Source organism: Flavobacterium limnosediminis JC2902, assembly GCF_000498535.1.
GTDB lineage: Bacteria > Bacteroidota > Bacteroidia > Flavobacteriales > Flavobacteriaceae > Flavobacterium > Flavobacterium limnosediminis.
Genome location: NZ_AVGG01000001.1, coordinates 287,817 through 302,838 on the forward strand (window position 1 = coordinate 287,817; position 15,022 = coordinate 302,838).

9 protein-coding genes are annotated in these 15,022 nt (G+C 41.6%); 4 read left to right on the forward strand and 5 right to left on the reverse strand.

Annotated features, from left to right (window positions below):
• Positions 1 to 19: 19 nt before the first annotated feature.
• Both FLJC2902T_RS01325 and FLJC2902T_RS01330 read left to right on the forward strand, forming a co-directional pair.
• Positions 20 to 2,224, forward strand: coding sequence for a TonB-dependent receptor (locus tag FLJC2902T_RS01325; protein ID WP_023577983.1), 2,205 nt, complete (start codon positions 20 to 22; stop codon positions 2,222 to 2,224).
• Between the two features lie 152 nt (positions 2,225 to 2,376).
• Positions 2,377 to 4,461 carry a prolyl oligopeptidase family serine peptidase gene (locus tag FLJC2902T_RS01330; protein ID WP_051364226.1) on the forward strand — a complete coding sequence of 695 codons (2,085 nt, stop codon included), beginning with the start codon at positions 2,377 to 2,379 and terminating at the stop codon, positions 4,459 to 4,461.
• 68 nt (positions 4,462 to 4,529) lie between these two features.
• On the opposite strand, the gene FLJC2902T_RS01335 is transcribed toward FLJC2902T_RS01330, so the two are convergent.
• The 5 genes from FLJC2902T_RS01335 to FLJC2902T_RS01355 all read right to left on the reverse strand — a co-directional run bounded on the left by FLJC2902T_RS01335 (position 4,530) and on the right by FLJC2902T_RS01355 (position 9,361).
• Positions 4,530 to 5,330 carry a TIGR00266 family protein gene (locus tag FLJC2902T_RS01335; protein ID WP_023577985.1) on the reverse strand — a complete coding sequence of 267 codons (801 nt, stop codon included), beginning with the start codon at positions 5,328 to 5,330 and terminating at the stop codon, positions 4,530 to 4,532.
• A 213-nt stretch (positions 5,331 to 5,543) separates the two neighbouring features.
• Positions 5,544 to 6,302, reverse strand: coding sequence for a monofunctional biosynthetic peptidoglycan transglycosylase (mtgA, locus tag FLJC2902T_RS01340; protein ID WP_023577986.1), 759 nt, complete (start codon positions 6,300 to 6,302; stop codon positions 5,544 to 5,546).
• Positions 6,303 to 7,415 (reverse strand): NAD(P)/FAD-dependent oxidoreductase, encoded by a 1,113-nt coding sequence (locus tag FLJC2902T_RS01345; protein ID WP_023577987.1) that lies wholly within the window; start codon positions 7,413 to 7,415, stop codon positions 6,303 to 6,305.
• Positions 7,416 to 7,420: 5 nt separating this feature from the next.
• Positions 7,421 to 8,107: a DedA family protein gene (locus FLJC2902T_RS01350; protein WP_023577988.1), complete on the reverse strand. Its 687-nt coding sequence runs from the start codon at positions 8,105 to 8,107 to the stop codon at positions 7,421 to 7,423.
• An 18-nt stretch (positions 8,108 to 8,125) separates the two neighbouring features.
• Positions 8,126 to 9,361: a dicarboxylate/amino acid:cation symporter gene (locus tag FLJC2902T_RS01355; RefSeq protein ID WP_023577989.1), complete on the reverse strand. Its 1,236-nt coding sequence runs from the start codon at positions 9,359 to 9,361 to the stop codon at positions 8,126 to 8,128.
• A 341-nt stretch (positions 9,362 to 9,702) separates the two neighbouring features.
• On the opposite strand from FLJC2902T_RS01355, the gene FLJC2902T_RS01360 reads away from it, so the two are divergent.
• Both FLJC2902T_RS01360 and FLJC2902T_RS01365 read left to right on the forward strand, forming a co-directional pair.
• Positions 9,703 to 12,915 (forward strand): reprolysin-like metallopeptidase, encoded by a 3,213-nt coding sequence (locus FLJC2902T_RS01360; RefSeq protein ID WP_023577990.1) that lies wholly within the window; start codon positions 9,703 to 9,705, stop codon positions 12,913 to 12,915.
• 120 nt (positions 12,916 to 13,035) lie between these two features.
• Positions 13,036 to 14,937 (forward strand): S9 family peptidase, encoded by a 1,902-nt coding sequence (locus FLJC2902T_RS01365; protein ID WP_023577991.1) that lies wholly within the window; start codon positions 13,036 to 13,038, stop codon positions 14,935 to 14,937.
• The last annotated feature ends 85 nt before the right edge of the window (positions 14,938 to 15,022 follow it).

Here is a 15,022-nt window from a genome sequence, read left to right on the forward strand (position 1 = left end):
ATAATTCAATTCAAATTATATGAAATCCTTTTTAACAGCCCTTTTTATAGGGTTTTCGATACTTGCTTTCGGGCAAAACGCCCTCAATGGCACTATTTCAGACCATCATAACAAACCCATTGAAAGTGTAACGGTTGCTATTCCGGAACTGCACAGGGAAACCATTTCCGACAGCATCGGAAGGTATATTTTTAACGATTTACCCAACGGAAATTTCAGTCTTACTTTTTCCTCCATCGGCTATGCTAATAAAACGATGACTATCAGCCTCAATCAGAAAGAAGCTACCTTAAATATTACCTTGGAAGAAACGGCAACCCACATGGACGAGATGATTGTTTCCACCGTTTTTAACAAAGTACAGTCGCAAAACGTAATGAAAGTCGAACACCAATCGGTTAAACAACTGCAACAAAAAGGCGCGACGACATTAGTCGAAGGTCTGTCCACCATTCCCGGTGTTTCCCAGATTTCTACGGGGACTTCCATCGGAAAACCGGTGATTCGTGGTTTAAGCGGGAATCGTGTTTTGGTGTATTCGCAAGGCATCCGTATGGAAAACCAACAATTTGGCGAAGAACACGGTCTGGGTATGAGCGATGCAGGCGTAGAAAGCGTTGAAGTCATCAAAGGTCCTGCCTCCTTGCTTTACGGTTCCGATGCGTTGGGTGGTGTGTTGTATTTTAATCCCGAGAAATTCGCCAAAACCAATACATTTTCCGGAAATTTCAATCAGAAGTTATTTTCCAATACAAGAGGAAGCAATACTACTTTAGGTATCAAATCGTCTTCCGATAATTGGAAATTCCTGACCAGAGGAAGTTATTCCACGCATGCCGATTATGAAATTCCGTCCGGAGAAAAAGTCATCAACACGCGTTTTATCGAAAAGGATTATAAAATCGGCCTCGGTTATGCCAACACCTATTACAATTCGGAATTCCGATACAATTACAACAATCTGAACATCGGTTTACCCGAAGAAGACATCACGCCGGAACATTTCCGAACACCCTTATATCCGAAACAGGACATCGACAATCATATGCTGAGTTTACATCAGAAATTTTTCCTTAGAAATTCAAAACTGGAAGCCGATTTGGGTTACACTTACAACAACCGAAAAGAACTGGAAGCAGCAGATGAAGTGGCGCTGCACATGAAACTGAAAACGGCGAGTTACAACGTAAAGTACTATCTGCCTAAATCCGGAAATCTGGAAACCATATTAGGCGTTCAGGGATTGCATCAGACCAATGAAAACAATGGAGAGGAATTGTTGATTCCCGATGCTACCACCAACGATATAGGGGTTTTACTGACTTCTAATTACGAATGGAAATCGCATACTTTTCAGGCCGGAATCCGTTACGATGCAAGAAAGATAAACTCGGAAACACACGGAGTTATCGACGAAGAAGGTTATTTTGAAGCCCTTGACAAAACGTTCGAAAGTTTCAATACTTCGTTGGGATACAAAACAAAATTGCTTCAAAATCTGACGCTTCGCGCGAACATTGCCACCGGATTCCGCGCTCCGAATTTAGCAGAGCTGACTTCCAACGGCGTACATGAAGGCAGCAACCGTTATGAAATCGGAAACGCAGATTTAAAAAACGAACAGAACCTCCAAACCGATATAAATCTGGAATACGGTAACGCACATTTTGAGTTTTTCGCCAATGGCTTTTACAATCATATCAACGACTATATTTTTCTTTCCCCCACGGGAAATACCATCGACGGTAACGACGTGTATGACTACGTTCAAGACGACGCGGCGCTTTACGGAGGAGAAATTGGCATTCACTATCACCCGCATCCGTTGGATTGGCTGCATTTCGTATCCAGTTTTGAAAGCGTAACAGGTAAAAAAAGTAACGGTGACTATCTTCCACTGATTCCGGCAAATAAATTTTCAAACACCATTAGAACCGAATTCGATATTCAGCAGTGGTTTAAAAATGGATATGCCTTGCTTAACGTGGATTACATTTTGAATCAGAATAACGTCGGTTCGTTCGAAACCAAATCAAACGATTATACTTTGCTGAATTTAGGCTTTGGCGGAAACGTAAACATCGGAAAAAACAAATTCGATCTTTCGCTTAATGCCAACAATCTGCTGAACAAAACTTACATTGCACATCTGTCCCGATTAAAAACAGACGGCATCCCGAATATCGGAAGAAATGTCGTTTTAGGGCTGAATTTTAATTTTTAATTATTTCCGAATGAAGCTTCCAGCATTTTGAAGATTGGAAGCATTTTGTATTTTTTAACAATTTGAAGTTTCAGAATACTTATATTTGGAAAACTAAAAAACAACATATGAAAAACACAATAACCGCTGCTGCAGTAATTTGCAGTTTTACTATGAATGCACAAGCACCTAAAAGCAAGGGAGAAATAAAATATCCAGAGACTAAGAAAATCGAACATACCGACACCTATTTCGGTACAAAAATAAACGATCCTTACCGTTGGCTTGAAGACGACCGTTCTGCGGAAACCGGCGCGTGGGTCAAAGCGCAAAACGAAGTTACTTACGGGTATCTGAAACAGATTCCGTATCGTGATGCCATAAAAACGCGCATGGAAAAACTGTGGAATTACGAGAAAATTTCGGCGCCTTTCAAAGAAGGAAAATTTACGTATTACTATAAAAATAACGGACTGCAGAATCAATCGGTTTTGTACCGAAAAGACGCTTCCGGAAAAGAAGAAATCTTCTTGGACCCGAATACCTTTTCCAAAGACGGCACCACTTCATTGGGCGGATTGGATTTCTCCAAAGACGGTTCGAAAGTGGCTTATGCGATTTCCGAAGGCGGAAGCGACTGGCGTAAAGTGATTATCATGGACGCCCTTTCGATGAAAATACTGGAAGACACTATTGTGGATGTGAAATTCAGCGGGGTTTCCTGGAAAGGCAACGAAGGCTTCTATTATTCGAGTTATGACAAACCTAAAGGAAGCGAGCTTTCGGCAAAAACCGATCAGCATAAATTGTATTTCCACAAATTGGGAACGGCTCAGAAAGACGATAAGGTAATTTTTGGATTAGATCAGAAAAGAAGATACGTAGGCGGAAGTGTTACCGAAGATGACAATTATCTGATAATTACCGCTGCAAATTCCACTTACGGAAACGAATTGTACATTAAAGACCTGACCAAAGAAAACAGCCCGATTATCACCATTCTGGACAACTTCAACACCTCGAGTTACATTATTGAAAACGAAGGCAAAAAATTATTCATCGTAACGGATTACAAAGCTCCGAATAAAAAAATCGTAACAACAGACTTTTCAAATCCGAAACCGGAAAACTGGAAACCGTTTATTCCCGAAACTGAAAATGTATTATCACCTTCTACAGGAAGCGGTTATTTCTTTGCCAATTATATGAAAGATGCCGTTTCATTGGTAAAACAATACGATTACAAAGGAAAACTGGTTCGTGAAATCACGTTACCAGGACTTGGAACGGCAGGTGGTTTTGGCGGAAAAAAAGACGAAAAAACACTGTATTATTCGTTTACCAATTATATCACACCGGGAACTATCTATTCGTTTGAACCGAAGGCAGGAAGTTCATCCGTTTACGAAAAACCGAAAGTGGATTTCAACGGTGAAAATTATGTTTCCAAACAGATTTTCTATACTTCGAAAGACGGAACAAAAATCCCGATGATTATCACTCATAAAAAAGGGCTGAAACTTGATGGTAAAAACCCGACCACATTATACGGTTACGGAGGTTTTAACGTAAGTCTGACTCCGTCTTTCAGCATTGCCAACGTGGTTTGGATGGAAAACGGCGGTATTTTAGCGGTTCCGAATTTACGCGGTGGTGGTGAATACGGTAAAAAATGGCATGATGCAGGTACAAAAATGCAGAAACAAAACGTGTTTGACGATTTCATCGCCGCAGCGGAATATCTGATTAAAGAGAAATACACTTCTTCCGATTATTTAGCGATAAAAGGCGGATCGAATGGCGGATTGTTGGTTGGCGCAACAATGACACAGCGTCCCGATTTAATGAAAGTAGCTTTACCGGCTGTGGGCGTTTTGGACATGTTACGTTACCATACGTTTACCGCAGGAGCAGGTTGGGCGTATGATTACGGAACTTCTGAAGAATCGGCAGCGATGTTTAACTACATCAAAGGGTATTCTCCGGTTCACAATGTTAAAAAGGGGACTCATTATCCGGCGACAATGGTTACTACGGGTGATCATGATGACCGCGTAGTTCCGGCGCACAGTTTCAAGTTTGCAGCCGAATTGCAGGACAAGCAAAGCGGGGAGAATCCAACGTTAATTCGTATCGACATCAATGCGGGTCACGGTGCCGGGAAATCGGTAGCCGCCACGATTCAGGAGAATGTGGACATGCAGGCGTTTACGTTATATAACATGGGGATTATGACGTTGCCAACTGGTAAAATGTAATTCTGAAAAACAGCTTTAAACAAAAAAGCGTTCGCCTAGGCGAACGCTTTTTTGTTATTTATAAATTCTTAAAAACGATTGTCTCCGTCTAACATTCTGCCCAATCCGCCAAGCAAACTGCCTTCTTCTCTTCCGCTTCCGCCTGCTTTCGGTGCCGATGCGATGATTCTGTCTGCCAATCTACTGAAAGGTAACGACTGTATGTACACAATTCCGGGTCCGCGTAATGTCGCATAAAACAATCCTTCACCACCAAATACAGAGTTTTTGATTCCGCCGATGAATTCGATATCGTAATCTACATCTTTGGTGAACCCGACGATACAACCGGTGTCTACTTTTAACACTTCGCCTGCCTGCAGTTCTTTGCGTGCCAAAGTTCCGCCCGAGTGCACGAACGCCATTCCGTCGCCTTCTATTTTCTGCATGATGAACCCTTCTCCTCCGAATAATCCACGGCCTAATTTCTGAGAGAATTCAATTCCCACGGAAACGCCTTTAGCGGCACACAGGAACGAATCTTTCTGACAGATGAATTTTCCTTGGTATTTGGTTAAGTCAATCGGAACAATTTTCCCCGGATAAGGTGATGCGAACGACACTTTTCGTTTTCCGCCATCCTGATTGATATACGCCGTCATGAACAGACTTTCACCTGTTAAAACCCTTTTTCCGGCCGTCATTAATTTCCCTAAAAACCCTTGTTGTTCTCCGGAACCGTCTCCGAAAATCGTTTCCATTTTGATTCCGTTGTCCATCATCATGAAACTGCCGGCTTCGGCAATTACCACTTCTTGCGGATCCAGTTCTATTTCCACATATTGCATTTCTTCACCATAAATATGGTAGTCGATTTCGTGTGCCTGCATGATTGTTTTGTTTTTTGATTATGGTAATTAGACGTACTGTCTTAAAAAATGTTACCTAAAGATAAAAAAAGTGCTCCCTAAAAAGAAGCACTTTGTAAAAAATATACTTAAGGGAACAATTATTTGAAAACTGCTTTTAAGATTCCAGCATTAGATAGTTGATGTTCCGAATATAGTCACAAAATATTATTTCATGCCTCTGCTAATAACCCACTACTCCTTTTTATTGTAATCAATTTTCCCGATATGGCGCATGACGCGGACAATTTTATCTTTTCTTCTGTTGGTATAGGAAGAAGAATTAGAAGCTTTAAATTTTCTCGGATTAGGCAAGATTGCCGCAATTCCGGCTGCTTCATATTTGGTCAGACTTTTGGCGTCTTTTCGGTACCAATGTTGGCAAGCCGCCTGAGCACCGTAAACACCGTCTCCCATTTCGATACTGTTCAGATAGACTTCCATGATCCGTTCTTTGCCCCAGATCAATTCGATCAAAACGGTAAAATAGGCTTCCAATCCTTTGCGAAGGTAACTTCTGCCCTGCCACAAAAAGACATTTTTAGCCGTCTGCTGCGAGATGGTACTTCCGCCTTTCAGTTTTCTCCCTTTCTGATTACTTTCATAAGCATTGGCCAGGGCTTTGAAATCGAAACCGTTGTGTCTAAGGAAATTTCCGTCTTCACTGGCGATAACCGCTTTCTGGAGGTTCATGGAAATATCTTCCAACGGCACCCAGTCGTGACTGCACGTCATTTCTTTTCCGGCTTCCTTTTGTTCCAAAGCACGAGAAATCATTAAAGGTGTGAATGGTACCGGGACGAATTTGAAGATGATTACTGATAGGATCGACAGCCCGAAAAGCCATAAAAACAGTTTGAAGAAAAACACAACTATCCTTCTTCTCACACTGCGTTTTTCAGTTTTTTGTTTTGCTTTAGCCGGTTCTTTTCTTACAGGTTTCTTTGCTGCCATCTATACTAAATCTGCTAATTCCTGTCCCACCAGACTGCCGATGGCCACGCCCATTCCACCTAGGCGAACGCCGCAATACACATTCGGGGACAATTGTTCAACTATAGGTTTTTTATGCGATCCCAAGCCCATGATTCCGCTCCAGCGGTGAGCAATTTTATAGGGTGTATTTGGTAAAATCACTTCGGAAAGTAATTGCTCCAAACGGTTTTGGATTTTTTCAGTCAGGCCGAATTCGGATGTGGCTTCTCCTTCAAAATCAAGATTTCTTCCGCCACCAAACAGGATCCGGTCGCCTATATTTCTAAAATAATAATACCCTCCGTCGATATGAAAAGCACCTTTGATATCGAGATTCGGAATCGGTTCCGTAATCAGTACCTGAGCCCGTGCAGGACGAACCGCTCCATTGGTTAGTGTATCTGCGAAACCATTGGTGGCAAACAATACTTTTTTGGAAGTGAATGTAAAATCGGTGGTATGAACCTCAACGCCCTTATCGGAATCGTGAAACTCCTTAACAGTTTGCTGGTTTAAAATCAGGATATTATTCGCTATCGTCTCTTTCAGTAATGCCTGCATCATATTTCCCGTATCGAGCTGCCCTTCAAAAGGATTAAAAATAAGATACTCATGAATGCCCTTAAAATCGAATCGGTCGACTTCTTTGGTGAAAACATCGGTTCTGAAAAGCGGTTTCAGAATTTCGTTGATGAAAGGCATTTTCTGAAGACATTCGGCATAGGTCCTTTCGTCTTCCTTCAGAAAAATTTCGTAGCCTCCGTAAGGTTTGAAATCGAGGGTTGCATCACCCAGGCGTTTGCGCAAGAGTTGCAATCCGTTCCAACGTTTCTGTATGAGCTGAATCACTTCCTCCTCGCTGTAATTTCGTAAATCCTCTATGATTTCGGACAAACTCCCAAAACAGGCAAAACCGGCATTTTTAGTACTGGCACCATCGGGTAAAATACCTTTTTCGAGTATCAGAATTTTGCTGTCAGGGAAACGTTCGCGAAGACGTAATGCCGTATGAAGGCCCACGATGCCGCTGCCAACGACCGTATAATCAACGTTGGTAAACCAATTTTTCAGTTCCCAATAGCTAACATTCATGATTTCTACTTTCTTGCTTTCATTTTATTTTTAATCGAATTGATTACTAACGGAGCCGTTGAAAGAACGATAATTCCGACTACAATCAATTCGATATTTTTCTTCAGGTCGATGATATTTCGCTCCAATAAATAGGTATACAGGTAATGTCCGGCAAAAATCAGCACAAAAGACCACAGGAAGGAACTTATGACATTATAAAACATGAATTTTTTCTTTGGCATCTGAACGATTCCGGCCACAATAGGCGCAAATGTCCTTAAGATGGGTAAAAAACGGGCAAAAATAATAGCTCTTCCTCCGTGTTTTTCAAAAAACAAACGCGACTGAATAAGGTATTTCTTTTTAAACCAGAAATTATCTTCTTTAGAATATAAAAAATGACCACTCTTGGCGCCAAACCAATACCCTACAATATTTCCGATGATTCCTGAAATAGCGACCAAAGTGGCCAAAACAGTCACATTCGTGAACTCATTTTCAATGACCACCAATTCCTTCATCAGCACTTCACTGTATATTCCCGACAGAAACAACAAACTGTCTCCCGGCAAAAAGAAACCGGCAAACAAGCCTGTTTCGGCAAAAACTATAAACAATACAATATAAATTCCGATATGGTGACCGGCAATTTCAAGGTTTATGTAAAATTCAGGGTTTAACAACTGGGTCCAGTGAAACTCTTCTTTCATTAGTATATTTTTTAATAATTAATTTTCTGATTTAGTCTCCCATTTGTCAACCGCACTGGTTGCCAACGCATTTCCAAGTACGTTAGTCATACTTCTTGCCATATCACAAAAATGATCAATCGGCAGAATAAGTGCGATTCCTTCCGGCGGGATACCGAACATCGCACACGTGGCCACTACTACAATTAAGGAAGCCCTTGGTACACCGGCAACCCCTTTACTGGTCAGCATCAACACCAATAACATGGTCAACTGTTTGTCCAACGGCATATCGATTCCGTATACCTGTGCTATAAAGATACTGGCAAAGGTCATATACATCATACTTCCGTCAAGGTTAAACGAATAGCCAAGCGGCAAGGTAAACGAAACAATTCTTGGCTGACAACCGAAACGCTCCAACTCTTCCACCATTTTAGGGAATACCGCCTCGCTACTGGTAGTGGAAAACGCTATCAGTAACGGACTCTTGATTCGTTTCAACAACGTCCATAATCGATTACCCAATACCAGGTAACCCACAAAAAGCAAGATTATCCAAAGCACAATAATTCCGATAGCGAACGCTAAAAGGTAATTGGCATACAGGCTGAAAATCTCAAATCCGTAACTGGCTACAGCGGCTGCAACAGCACCAAAAACCCCAAGTGGGGCCAACCACATGATGTAGGTCACCATTTTCAGAACCACATGTGAAATACGGTCGAATAATTTTAAAATCGGTTTTGCTTCTTTTTTACTGAAAGAGGACAATGCTATACCGAAGAAAATGGAGAATATTACAATCTGAAGTATCTCATTGGTGGCGAACGATTCAAAAATACTCTTGGGCACCACGTGCTTTACAAATTCATCCAATGAAAAGGACTGTGTTTTCTCCAACAATTCGGATGCCGAAGACGCGTCGTCCATTTTAATATTGGTTCCTTTTCCTGGCGCAAGGGTATTCACCAACACCATTCCCAATAGAAGTGAAACCAAAGAAGCGGATATAAACCATCCCATTGCTTTTGCTCCGACACGGCCCACCATTTTCATATCGCCCATTTTGGCAATCCCAACCACCAATGTCGTAAATACCAATGGGGCAATAATCATTTGAACCATTCGGATAAATATGGTCCCAAACAATTTTATATTTTTTGAGAAAACCTCTTTGGATTCGGCAAACTGGTAATGAACAATGCCTCCCAAGATCACACCAAACAGTAACGCGACAATAATCGCTATAAAGAGTTTGTTATTGCTTTTCACTTTGAAATCAGTTTTAGCCCGTGAAAATAGTCATATTTTTTGAAACTGCCTTTTCTTTATTTAATAAAAGCAGGAAAGCCGGCTAAATATTTAAGACACAAAGAATTACGAATTATGCAATTTTTACTACAAAAAAGTTACTCTGAATGCATATTTCGCAACAAAAAAATCTTTTCGCATTATTTTGCCTTCTAAAATTGATGCTATTTTCTTATATATTAAGTATAATTTTTGATTAAAATTTAAAATGTGTTAAATTATTTCGCTTATTTAATAAAAATGTTAAATATATTTACGTAGAAAAATTGAAAATCTATTATCAATTAACACCCAAAAAAACTATGAAGTACAGACTACTATCTATTGCCCTATTGGCATTTACCAGTTTTTCTTTCGCTCAAAGCGGGGGATCGTTCTGGAAGGCTTCTTCAAAAAAAGGTAACATTATTACCACAGAAAGGGGAGCTACACTACCTACTAAAAATCTGTTCGATTTGGATATCGACGGATTAAAAAACATTTTACTTAATTCACCCAAAAGAGGAATTGACGCTGGAAAATCGACTGTAATTGTTTCCTTCCCAAATGCTGAAGGCCAAATGGAGCGCTTCCGTATCCTGGAATCTTCCAACATGGAACAAGGCTTAGCGCAGCGTTTCCCGGAAATAAAATCCTATATGGGTCAGGGAATCGACAATCCCGCATCAACCATTCACTTTAGTATTTCCCCGTTGGGCTTACAGACCATGCAGATTAAAGCCGATCAATCCGCCGTTTTCATCGAGCCTTATTCACAGGATCTGAAAACCTACACTGTCTTTAAAAAGGCAGATAAAATCCGGTCGCTTTCCCATTTTGAATGCACTGTGATAGACGAGGCAACAACGGCTGTCGCAAATTCGGGTGAAACACTAAGACCAAATGCTGATGACAGTATGTTACGAACTTTCCGTTTAGCGATGTCGGTTACAGGCGAATATACAACTTACTTTGGTGGTACAAAGGCACTGGCTTTGGCAGCAATCAACAACACAATGACACGCGTAAACGGTGTTTTTGAAAAAGATTTCGGGGTCCACATGAATTTGATTGCTAATAATGATGCTGTAATTTACACCAATGCTTCCACAGATCCTTATTCGGCGGCAGCTTCCATGTCCAATTGGAATTCGCAATTGCAATCGACTTTAACTTCGGTTATTGGTGAAGCGAATTATGATGTCGGACATCTTTTCGGTGCTACCGGAGGCGGTGGAAACGCAGGCTGCATCGGATGCGTATGCGTTAACGGTCAGAAAGGAAGCGGTTATACTTCTCCAGCAGACGGAATTCCATCAGGAGATAACTTCGACATTGATTATGTGGCACATGAGTTAGGACACCAGTTTGGCGCCAACCACACGTTCTCGATGAGTAATGAAGGAACAGGCGCAAATATGGAGCCAGGAAGCGGTTCGACCATAATGAGTTATGCCGGAATTACCAGCCAGGACGTCCAGCCACATTCCGATGCCTACTTCCATGCGATAAGCATACAACAGATTACCAATAATATTAAGAATAAGACCTGTCAAACGAATACCGCAACGGGAAATACTGTTCCAACTGCCGGTGCCGGTGCAGACTATACTATCCCAAAAAGCACTCCCTTTATGTTGACAGGAACGGGAACGGATGCTAACGGAGATGCACTGACCTATGTTTGGGAACAAATGGACAATGCCACTTCTTCACAAACAGGAGCTAGTTCAGCAGCAAGTGCTACAAAAGCTTCCGGACCTACATTCAGATCTTACGCTCCGAGCACGTCGACAACGAGATATTTCCCAAATATGTCAAGAGTTTTAGCGGGCGCAACCACAACTTCCGGATCGGAAATCACAGTGGAAGCATTATCATCTGTGGCCAGAACCTTGAATTTCAGATTCACCGTAAGGGATAACAGAGCAGGAGGCCCTGCAAACAACAGTGACGATGCGATTATTACTGTAAACGGAACTGCAGGACCTTTTTCTGTGAGCGCACCTAACACAGCCGTTTCCTGGGTTGGAGGCTCAACACAGACTGTTACCTGGAATGTGGCAGGAACAACTGCAAACGGCGTGAACTGCGCCAATGTAGATATTTTGATTTCAACCAATGGAGGAACAACCTGGTCAACTTTATTGGCAGCTACGCCGAATGACGGTACACAGGCAATCACTGTACCGAATACGGCTGGAACTCAAAACCGAATCATGGTTAAAGGAGCTAACCACATCTTCTTTGATGTATCCAATACCAACTTCACCATCACATCAGGAACGGCAGATACAACAGCTCCTTCGGCACCAACAAACTTGGCTGCTTCCGGAACTACACAAACAACAACCAACTTGTCTTGGACAACTGCTACCGATAATGTAGGAGTAACTGGATACGATGTTTACCAAGGAACTACATTATTAGGTACGGCTGCAACAACTACTTATAATGTTACTGGTTTAACAGCTGCGACAGCATACACTTTCTCCGTTAGAGCAAAAGACGCGGCCGGAAACATCTCTGCTACAAGCAACACGGTGAATGTAACTACGTTATCATCATCTGACACAACAGCTCCATCTGCGCCAACGAACCTGACCGCTTCGGGAACTACACAAACCGCCACCAACTTATCCTGGACCGCTTCTATGGACAATGTAGGCGTAACCGGATACGATGTTTACAGGGGCACAACATTATTAGGCACAGTTGCAACAACAACCTATAATGTTACTGGTTTAACCGCTGCAACTGCCTATACTTTCACGGTTAGAGCGAAAGATGCGGCCGGAAACATTTCTGCGGCAAGTAATGCCGTGAACGTTACCACACTACCAACATCCATCACTTACTGTACGTCACAAGGAAACAATACTTCTGATGAAAGAATTGGTAAAGTTGTATTTGGAACCATTAACAATACTTCTACCGGTACTGCTGGATATGAGAACTTCACTTCTTTATCAACAAACGCAGTACGCGGAACTTCAAACACAATTACTATTACCCCAACCTGGACATCCACCATTTATTCAGAAGGATATGCAGTTTGGATTGATTACAACCAAAATGGGGTTTTCACCGATGCCGGCGAATTAGTGTGGAGTAAAACCGCTTCCAAAACCACTCCGGTGAGCGGAACATTTACCATTCCCACCACGGCAACCTTAGGAGCAACAAGGATGAGGGTTTCGATGAAATACAACGGAGTTCCGACTTCCTGCGAGCCTTTCTCATACGGCCAGGTGGAAGATTACACGGTAAATATAACTTCTTCAGCGAGAGAAACCGAAGCAATCAACACGCTTTCTGCTGTTAAATTATATCCGAATCCTGCAACTGACGTACTAAATGCTACAGAAGTTTCTGAAAATGCAACATTCAGAGTATACAATCTAATGGGGCAAACGGTGCTAAACGGAAAGTTCAACCAAGGCTCGATTAACATTTCAACTATCGGATCCGGAAACTATATTTTGGAAATTTCCAACAACGACAACGTTACAACAAAACGTTTCATCAAAAAATAATTTCTTATTTAAAAATGGAAAGGCCTCGCATCTGCGGGGCTTTTTTGTAAATTGAAATCAAATCAATCCGAAATACCGATAAAATCATTAATTTTAGCCTTTCTTTCAAAAACAACAACAATGAAAAAACTCCTTATTTTAACGCTTGGAATGATGGGATTATCAGCTTCGGCTCAGGATGTAATGACACCTGAACTATTATGGAAATTAGGCCGTGTGACGCCTATCGGACTTTCCAAAGACGGAAAAAATATCGTTTACAAAGTTTCCACACCTTCTGTAGAGGAAAACAAATCGAATTCGAAATTCTACACCATTCCGGTTAACGGAGGAAAAGCAACCGAGATTGAAGACACCAAAGAACTGGTTAAAAATAAAAATCTTTCGCCTGACGGAAAGCACACCCTTTCACACAAAGAAGTAAAAGTCGAAAAAGTGCTGGGCAAAGATTTGTATCCGGAACTTAAAAAAGCGGATGCTCAGGTATATGACGGATTAAATTACCGTCATTGGGACACCTGGAACGACGGAACCTACAACCATGTTTTCTTTTCGGAGAATAATGAGAAGACTATTCCGATGGATATCATGAAAGGAGAAGCTTTCGATACACCGCAAAAACCTCATGGTGGTGACGAAGATTATATATGGTCGCCTGACGGGAAAAGCATCGTCTATGTTTGCAAAAAGAAATCGGGAACGGCGTATGCCATCAGTACCAATACCGATTTGTATGAATACAACATCGAAACCAAAACCACTAAAAACTTAACCGAATCCAATTTAGGTTACGATACTCACCCCTTATTCTCGCCTACAGGAAATCTTACATGGTTACAAATGAAACGCGACGGTTATGAAGCGGACAAAAATGACATCATCGTTCGTTTCAAAGGAATGGACATCAACCTGACTGCCGCTTGGGACGGGACTGTTGAAAGTTTCAAATGGAGTGAAGACGGTAAGAAAGTGTATTTCGTTGCGGCTGTTGACGGAACCAAACAACTTTTCGAAGTGAATTTTCCTGGTCTGACGAAAATTGCCATTACCGTAAAACAGATTACAAACGGTGATTTTGACGTAACTGAAATTGTTGGTTTCACCGAAGGAAAAGTGATTGTAGCACGAAACGACATGAATCATGCTTCTGAAATCTATTCGTATGAATTTAAGAAAAAAGCCTGGACACAAATCACCAACGTAAATACGGAAATTTACAGCAAATTGTCTTTAAGCAGAACCGAAAAAAGATACGTTACCACTACTGACGGTAAAAAAATGGTGGTTTGGGTAATCCTTCCTCCGAACTTCGACAAAAACAAAAAATACCCTGCCTTATTATATTGTCAGGGAGGACCGCAAAGTGCTTTAACACAATACTATTCGTTCCGTTGGAATTTTCAGACAATGGCGGCTCAGGGATATATCGTAGTAGCGCCAAACCGTCGTGGTATGCCAGGGCACGGAGTTAAATGGAACGAAGACATCAGTAAGGATTGGGGCGGACAGGTAATGGACGATTACCTTTCAGCTATTGATGATGTTGCCAAAGAATCGTATGTCGACAAAACACGTTTAGGCGCTGTGGGAGCAAGTTACGGAGGGTATTCCGTTTTCTATCTGGCCGGAATCCATAAAAACCGTTTCAAAACCTTCATCTCGCATTGTGGTGTTTTCAACCTGCAAAGTATGTATGGAACAACCGAAGAAGTATTCTTTAACAACTTCGACCACGGAGGCGCCTATTGGGAAAAAGACAATGCCGATGCACAAAAAGCCTATTCTCAGTTCAACCCAATCAATATGGTCAACAACTGGAACACGCCAATTTTAATTATTCACGGCGGAAAAGATTACCGAGTGCCTATCGGACAAGGACAAGAGGCATTCCAGGCAGCACAACTTAAAGGAATCAAAAGCCGATTTATGCTTTTCCCGGAAGAAAACCATTGGGTATTGAAACCGCAAAATGCTTTGGTTTGGCAACGTGAATTCTTTAAGTGGCTGAAAGAGACGCTATAACAGATTTAAATATCCCTTCCCGATTTGAATTTCAGGAAGGGATTTTATATCATAATTAAAACCTAAAATGCTGTTAAAATCAGTT

What these genes read in the sequence shown, in the direction of transcription:
- FLJC2902T_RS01330 (WP_051364226.1), top strand. Translation starts at nt 2,377, where the DNA reads ATGAATGCACAAGCACCTAAAAGCAAGGGAGAAATAAAATATCCAGAG.
- FLJC2902T_RS01345 (WP_023577987.1), bottom strand. Translation starts at nt 7,415, where the DNA reads ATGAATGTTAGCTATTGGGAACTGAAAAATTGGTTTACCAACGTTGAT.
- mtgA (WP_023577986.1), bottom strand. Translation starts at nt 6,302, where the DNA reads ATGGCAGCAAAGAAACCTGTAAGAAAAGAACCGGCTAAAGCAAAACAA.
- FLJC2902T_RS01325 (WP_023577983.1), top strand. Translation starts at nt 20, where the DNA reads ATGAAATCCTTTTTAACAGCCCTTTTTATAGGGTTTTCGATACTTGCT.
- FLJC2902T_RS01335 (WP_023577985.1), bottom strand. Translation starts at nt 5,330, where the DNA reads ATGCAGGCACACGAAATCGACTACCATATTTATGGTGAAGAAATGCAA.
- FLJC2902T_RS01350 (WP_023577988.1), bottom strand. Translation starts at nt 8,107, where the DNA reads ATGAAAGAAGAGTTTCACTGGACCCAGTTGTTAAACCCTGAATTTTAC.
- FLJC2902T_RS01360 (WP_023577990.1), top strand. Translation starts at nt 9,703, where the DNA reads ATGAAGTACAGACTACTATCTATTGCCCTATTGGCATTTACCAGTTTT.
- FLJC2902T_RS01365 (WP_023577991.1), top strand. Translation starts at nt 13,036, where the DNA reads ATGAAAAAACTCCTTATTTTAACGCTTGGAATGATGGGATTATCAGCT.